This window comes from Holdemania sp., assembly GCF_986127675.1.
Map to the genome: position 1 here is coordinate 24,374 of NZ_CFQZWI010000026.1, position 6,947 is coordinate 31,320.

Annotated in this window: 7 protein-coding genes; 6 read left to right on the forward strand and 1 reads right to left on the reverse strand. The window is 55.1% G+C overall.

Features of this window, described 5'->3' with window-relative positions; all coding sequences use genetic code 11:
- The 6 genes from carB (at position 1) to AC5OW4_RS06085 (ending at position 6,559) form a co-directional block, all read left to right on the forward strand.
- Entirely contained in the window at positions 1-3,180 is a 3,180-nt protein-coding gene (gene carB, locus AC5OW4_RS06060; protein ID WP_072684104.1) for a carbamoyl-phosphate synthase large subunit, read from the forward strand.
- A gap of 9 nt (positions 3,181-3,189) precedes the next feature.
- On the forward strand, positions 3,190-3,945 hold the full coding sequence (locus AC5OW4_RS06065; protein ID WP_072684105.1) for a dihydroorotate dehydrogenase electron transfer subunit: 756 nt from the start codon (positions 3,190-3,192) through the stop codon (positions 3,943-3,945).
- Positions 3,930-4,847 (forward strand): dihydroorotate dehydrogenase, encoded by a 918-nt coding sequence (locus AC5OW4_RS06070; RefSeq protein WP_493676764.1) that lies wholly within the window; start codon positions 3,930-3,932, stop codon positions 4,845-4,847. Before AC5OW4_RS06065 ends, AC5OW4_RS06070 begins: the two co-directional genes overlap by 16 nt.
- Positions 4,844-5,551, forward strand: coding sequence for an orotidine-5'-phosphate decarboxylase (pyrF, locus tag AC5OW4_RS06075; protein WP_200798774.1), 708 nt, complete (start codon positions 4,844-4,846; stop codon positions 5,549-5,551). Before AC5OW4_RS06070 ends, pyrF begins: the two co-directional genes overlap by 4 nt.
- 2 nt (positions 5,552-5,553) lie before the next feature.
- Positions 5,554-6,192 (forward strand): orotate phosphoribosyltransferase, encoded by a 639-nt coding sequence (pyrE, locus tag AC5OW4_RS06080; RefSeq protein ID WP_072684107.1) that lies wholly within the window; start codon positions 5,554-5,556, stop codon positions 6,190-6,192.
- Positions 6,193-6,328: 136 nt separating this feature from the next.
- Positions 6,329-6,559 (forward strand): hypothetical protein, encoded by a 231-nt coding sequence (locus tag AC5OW4_RS06085; RefSeq protein ID WP_295769553.1) that lies wholly within the window; start codon positions 6,329-6,331, stop codon positions 6,557-6,559.
- 92 nt (positions 6,560-6,651) lie between these two features.
- On the opposite strand, the gene AC5OW4_RS06090 is transcribed toward AC5OW4_RS06085, so the two are convergent.
- A partial coding sequence (locus AC5OW4_RS06090) for a glycoside hydrolase family 3 C-terminal domain-containing protein (RefSeq protein WP_493676765.1) occupies positions 6,652-6,947 on the reverse strand: 296 nt, incomplete at its 5' end.

Here is a 6,947-nt window from a genome sequence, read left to right on the forward strand (position 1 = left end):
ATGCCGAAAAGAACGGATATTCATAAAATCTTAGTCATTGGCTCAGGACCGATCGTCATCGGTCAGGCCGCGGAATTTGACTACGCCGGCACCCAGGCCTGCCTGGCCCTGCGCGAGGAGGGCTATGAGGTCATCCTGATCAACTCCAATCCGGCGACGATCATGACCGATACCAACATCGCCGACAAGGTCTACATGGAACCGCTGACGCTGGAATATGTGTCCCGCATCATCCGCAAGGAACGCCCGGACGCGATTCTGCCGACGCTGGGCGGCCAGACCGGCTTAAACATGGCGATGCAGCTGGCGAAAAAAGGTGTGCTGGAAGAATGCCGGTGCGAGATTCTCGGCACCGACTTTGAATCCATCGATCAGGCGGAGGACCGCCAGCGCTTCAAGGACCTGTGCCTCAGGATCGGTCAGCCATGCCTGGAATCCTATGTTGCCCGCACGATTGAGGAAGTCGTAGAGTATGCCAACAAGATCGGCTATCCGGTCGTGCTGCGGCCGGCATTTACGCTGGGCGGCACCGGCGGCGGCTTTGCCTACGACGACGATGAAGTCATCGCGCTGGGCAAAAACGCCCTCAAGCTGTCTCCGGTCAGCGAGGTTTTAGTTGAAAAGTCGATCAAGGGCTATAAAGAAATTGAATTTGAAGTCATGCGCGATCACAACGATACCGCGATTGTGATCTGCAGCATGGAAAATATTGATCCGGTCGGCGTGCATACCGGCGACTCGATGGTCGTCGCTCCCTGCCAGACGCTGTCCAACAAGGAATATCAGCTGCTGCGCAACGCCGCGCTGATGCTGATCCGCGAATTAAAGATCGAAGGCGGCTGCAACGTGCAGTTCGCGCTCGATCCGTTCTCCTTTGATTACTACGTCATCGAGGTCAACCCGCGTGTATCCCGGTCCTCGGCGCTGGCGTCCAAGGCGGCCGGCTTCCCGATCGCCCGCGTTTCCAGCAAGATCGCCGTCGGCCTGACGCTGGATGAAATTCCGATTGCCAACACTCCGGCTTCCTTTGAACCGACGATCGACTACGTCGTGACCAAGATTGCGCGCTTCCCGTTCGATAAGTTCGCCAAGGCGGATCACACGCTGAGCACGCAGATGAAGGCGACCGGCGAAGTCATGAGCATCGGCCGGACGATGGAGGAAAGCCTGCTGAAAGCGGTGCGTTCACTGGAAATCGGCGTCGATCACATCTACCTTGAAAAGTTCGATTCGCTGACAACCGAAGAACTGCTGGAAAACATCAAGACCCCGACCGATGAACGGCTGTATGCGATCGCCGAGCTGTTCCGCCGTAAGGTTGACATGATGCTGATCTACGATGCGACCAAGATCGACGCGTTCTTCCTTGATAAGATCCACCACATCATTTCCGTGGAGGAACGGGTGAAGGCCGATCCAAGCGAGGAAAATATCCGCAAAGCGAAGCGCTTAGGCTTCTCCGATAAATATCTGGGCAAAATTCTGGGCAAGAGCGAGCTGGAAATGGTGCAGTGGCGCCGCGAGCACAATCTGCGGCCGGTCTACAAGATGATCGACACCTGCGCTGGGGAGTTCAGCGCCTATGTCCCATACTTCTATTCCACCTACGAGGAGGAAAACGAAAGCATCGTCACTGACAAGCCGTCGATCCTCGTGCTGGGCTCCGGCCCGATCCGCATCGGGCAGGGCGTGGAATTTGATTACTCTACAGTCCATGCGATCTGGGCGATCCAGCAGGCCGGCTATGAAGCGATCGTCATCAACAACAATCCGGAAACTGTTTCGACCGACTACTCGATCAGCGATAAGCTGTACTTTGAACCGTTGTGCATCGAGGACGTCATGAACGTCATTGATCTGGAAAAGCCGCAGGGCGTCATCGTGTCGTTGGGCGGCCAGACGGCGATCAACCTGGCGGACCGGCTGAACAAGCTGAATGTGCCGATCATCGGCACCGGCACCGAAGCGATTGACAAGGCGGAAAACCGCGATCTGTTTGAAAAGGTCGTCACGGAATGCGGCATCCCGCAGCCGCTCGGTCAGGCCGTCACCAACATTGAGGACGGTCTGAAGGTTGCCAACCGGATCGGCTATCCGGTCTTAGTGCGGCCAAGCTATGTGCTGGGCGGCCGGGCGATGCAGATCGTGCATCAGGATGAGGAACTGATCGAATACCTGACCAGCGCGGTTAAGATTGATCAGGATCAGCCGGTCTTAGTCGATAAGTACATCCACGGCTGCGAGGTCGAGGTCGATGCGATCTGCGACGGCCAAGACGTGTTTATCCCGGGCATCATGCAGCTGGTCGAAGCGACCGGCGTGCACTCCGGCGACTCGATGAGCGTCTATCCGCCGTACTCCCTGAGCGACAAGGTCAAGGCGACGATTCAGGAATACACGGTGAAGCTGGGGCTGGCGATCGGCATTGAAGGGCTGTTCAACATTCAGTTCATCGTCGATGAGAACGACGAGGTGTCGGTCATTGAGGTCAATCCGCGTTCCTCGCGCTCGGTGCCGTTCTTATCCAAGGCGACCGGCGTGCCGATGGCCAACATCGCGACCAAGGTCATGCTTGGGCAAAGCTTAAAGGATCAGGGTTATACGACCGAGGTCATGGCGGAAAAGAAACGGTTTTACGTCAAGAGCCCGACGTTCAGCTTCTCCAAGCTGCACGGGCTGGACGCCTATCTGTCCCCGGAAATGAAGTCCACCGGTGAGGCGATTGGCTATGACGATTCACTCAACCGCGCGTTGTACAAGTCGCTGCAGGCCTCCAACATGCGCGTCGTCAACTACGGCACGGTGCTGGTGACCTTGGCCGATCAGGACAAGGACCGGGCGATTCCGCTGGTCCGCCGGTTCTACGATCTGGGCTTCAACATCGAAGCGACCTCCGGCACGGCCAAGCTCTTGAAGGCGCATGGCATCAAGACCCGCGAAAAGAAAAAAATCTCCGAAGGCTCCGAGGAAATTCTCGATTCGATCCGCAAGGGCCACGTCACTTATATCCTCAACACCTTGTCCTCCAACGATTCCCGCACCTCTAAAGACGGCTATCAGATCCGCCGGTGCGCCGTGGAAAACAACGTGACTGTCTTTACCTCGCTGGATACCGTCAACGTCTTATTGGATGTGCTGGAAGAAATCACAATGGGCGTTTCGACGATTGATCAGAATTAAGGAGGAGTTATGGGAGAGCGCATAAAACAATATCGGATCATCTCCAACTGGAATCTCGCCGACCAGGTCTATGAAATGGAACTGGAAGGGGATTCCTCCTGGATCACCCATCCCGGGCAGTTTCTCAACGTCACGATCGACAATGCCTACCTCAAGCGGCCGATCAGTATCTGCGACTGGAATGAGAACGGCCTGACGATCATCTACAAGGTCGTTGGCTTCGGTACGAAGCAGATGTCTCAAAAACAGCCGGGCGAGCTGCTGGAATGTCTGGTCGGCCTGGGCAACGGCTTCACACCGGAAGCCTTCGATGAAAAAAAGGTGCTGCTGGTCGGCGGGGGCGTCGGCGTGCCGCCGCTCTACGGACTGGCGAAAACGTGTTTGAAGCAGGGGAAGCAGCCGGTTGTGATTCTCGGCTTTACGGCGGAGAAGGATATCTTCTACATCAAGAAGTTTGCGGATCTGGGCTGCGACGTCAAGCTCAGCACCAATGACGGCAGTCAGGGCGTCAAGGGCTTTGTCAGCGACGTCATGATTCAGGAAGGTCTGACCAATCTGCCGTACTTCGCCTGCGGCCCGATGCCAATGCTCAAGGCAGTCTGGAGAACCTCAAACGCTCAGGGTCAGCTGTCCTTTGAGGAACGCATGGGCTGCGGCTTCGGCGCGTGCATGGGCTGCAGCTGCGAAACGATTTCCGGCCCGAAACGCATCTGCAAGGAAGGCCCGGTGCTTTCCAGTCAGGAGGTCTTATGGACGAAAGATTAAAGGTCACGCTGTCCGGCTGGGAGCTGGACAACCCGGTCATTCCGGCCAGCGGAACTTTCGGGTTCGGCTATGAGTTTGCGGATTTCTACGACATCAACATCCTCGGCTCGATCGTGACCAAGGGCACGACCCGCGAGGCGCGCTTCGGCAACCCGACGCCGCGGATTGCGGAGTGCGAACGGGGCATGATCAATGCCGTCGGGTTACAGAACCCGGGCATTGACAAGGTCATCAGCGAGGAATTTCCGAAGTTGAAGCAGGTCTACCAGAAAAAAGTCGTCGCTAACGTATCCGGCTTCTCCAAAGAGGAATATGTCGAATGCGCGAAAAAGATGGACGCGCAGGACATCGTCGGCATTCTGGAGGTCAACATCAGCTGCCCGAACGTGCATGGCGGGGGCATGAGCTTCGGCGTCAGTCCGGACGCCGCGGCCGAGATCACCCGCGCGGTCAAGGCGGTGACCACCAAGCCGGTCTACATCAAGCTGTCGCCGAACGTCACCGACATCGTTGCGATTGCCAAAGCTTGTGAAGACGCCGGGGCGGACGGGATCTCGATGATCAACACGTTATTGGGCGCGCGCTTCGACCTGCGCACGGGCAGGCCGATCATCGCCAACGTCATGGGCGGCTTCTCCGGCCCGGCGATCAAACCGGTCGCCTTACGGATGGTGTATCAGGTTTATGAAGCTGTCAAACTGCCGATCATCGGGATCGGCGGCATCGCCAGCGCCGAGGACGTCATCGAAATGATGTACGCCGGGGCCACCGCGGTCGAGATCGGCGCGGAAAACCTGCGCAATCCGTATGTCTGCAAGGAAATTATCGAACGGCTGCCATCCTTGATGGATGAACTGAACATTGAAAAATTGAGTGACGTAATAGGGAGGGCTCACCAATGATGAAAGAACGAGATGTAATGATCGCCTGCGACTTTTCAACCAAAGCGGAAACGATGGCGTTTCTGGACCTGTTTACCGAGGAAAAGCCGTATGTGAAAATCGGCATGGAGCTGTTGTATGCCGAAGGACCGGACATGGTCCGCGAGATCAAGGCGCGCGGCCATAAAATTTTCCTTGATCTGAAGCTGCACGATATTCCCAATACCGTGAAGAAAGCGATGCGCAACATCGCGCTGCTGGACGTCGATATGACCAACGTTCACGCCGCCGGCACAATCGAAATGATGAAAGCCGCGCAGGAAGCGATCGACGAGGTCGGCGCGCATACGAAGCTGATCGCCGTCACCCAGCTGACCAGCACCAGCGAAGATCGGATGCGCAATGAGCTGTGGATCGATCATCCGATTGCGGATACCGTTCAGCATTACGCGCACAACGCGGAAATCGCCGGTCTGGCCGGGGTTGTGTGCAGCCCGCTGGAGGCCGGTCTGGTACATCAGGTCTGCGGTGAAAACTTCCTTACCGTCACGCCGGGCATTCGCTTTGCGGATGACGCCAAGGGCGATCAGGTCCGCGTCACCACGCCGGCCAAGGCTCGCGAGATCGGCGCCGATTACATCGTTGTCGGCCGTTCGATTACCGCCAGCAAGGATCCGGTGGCCAGCTACCGCCGCTGCATCAGAGAATTTGTGGAGGGGAAATAACCATGAGCACAGAGAAAAATATTGCCAAGCATTTACTGGACATCAAAGCGGTTTTCTTAAAGCCGAACGATCCGTTTACCTGGGCCAGCGGGATCAAAGCGCCGATCTACTGCGATAACCGCCTGACCTTATCTTATCCGGAGGTCCGCGATGATGTGGAGCACGCGATCGCCGAGATCATCAAAACGTACTATCCGCAATGCGAGGCAGTCATGGGCACCAGCACCGCCGGCATCGCGCATGCTGCGCTGGTCGCTCAGATTCTGAACCTGCCGATGGGCTATGTCCGTTCCAGCGCCAAGGATCATGGCCGCACCAATCAGATTGAGGGACGCTGCGAGCCAGGAACGAAGGTCGTCGTCGTCGAAGATCTGATTTCCACCGGCGGCAGCTGCATCGACGTCGTCAACGTGCTGCGGGAAGCGGGCGCGGAAGTGCTGGGCATTGCGTCGATCTTCACCTATGGCCTGCAGAAGGGGATCGACCGGCTGGCGGCCGCAAACGTGAAGAACGTATCGGCTTCCAACTATGACGCGCTGATTGAGGTCGCTGTGGAAACCGGCTATATCAGCGCTGATGATGTTAAAAAGCTTCAGGCGTTCCGGGCGAATCCGTCGGATTCCAGCTGGATGAGTCTGTAACTTGAATTTTTGAATAAAGAAAGGGCTGAATTGTAAAATCCGGCTCTTTTTTATTAAAAAAATACAATTATAACCGGATATTTATATCAATTTATGTTATTCATCAATTATAACCATAAAACTAAGAGAATTTTCTGTGAAAAGAGAATGGAATGAGATTCTCCTGAAGCAGGAGAATAAGCTGTATATCCAGTTCGCCCAGGAGATTGGATCCGCAGAAACAGAAAATGTGAAGCTGGAAAATTATTGGATATTCGGGATAATTATCCCGAACTATGTATTACGAACCGATATTTTCTCAGGCGGTAATGTGGAGAAAATTAAGGCGATGCCCATTGCGGATTTTCTGTTGAGCCGTGAATTTTAAAAATTATATTTTAAAGAACAGACATAAAAAAGCTGATGATTCACTCCAGGAAAGAAGCTTCATTCCTGTGTGAATCATCAGCTTTTCTTATTTTAGTTCTCAGGGATTTCCACGGGCAATTTGCCTTCAGGAAGCAAGGTTCCATTGAGTACGGAGATGACCGACTGCACCGCGGCAGGGGTATAGCCATACGTACAAAGCACGGTCGGAGCATCTTTTAGATATTGCAGATCATACGGACTGCCCGCGCAGATGACGACAATCGGCTTTTCTGTGTCAAGCAGCTGATCCAGTAATTTTTTCTGGTTTAGAGAATCCGCCATATTGTAGACCAATAAAACAAGGGTGTCGTAACCGGAGGCCCGCTGCAGGATATCGTCGATTTCCG

Bases quoted from the DNA above. Each gene is read 5' to 3' on its own strand.
- carB (WP_072684104.1), top strand. From the start codon at position 1: ATGCCGAAAAGAACGGATATTCATAAAATCTTAGTCATTGGCTCAGGA.
- AC5OW4_RS06065 (WP_072684105.1), top strand. From the start codon at position 3,190: ATGGGAGAGCGCATAAAACAATATCGGATCATCTCCAACTGGAATCTC.
- AC5OW4_RS06070 (WP_493676764.1), top strand. From the start codon at position 3,930: ATGGACGAAAGATTAAAGGTCACGCTGTCCGGCTGGGAGCTGGACAAC.
- pyrF (WP_200798774.1), top strand. From the start codon at position 4,844: ATGATGAAAGAACGAGATGTAATGATCGCCTGCGACTTTTCAACCAAA.
- pyrE (WP_072684107.1), top strand. From the start codon at position 5,554: ATGAGCACAGAGAAAAATATTGCCAAGCATTTACTGGACATCAAAGCG.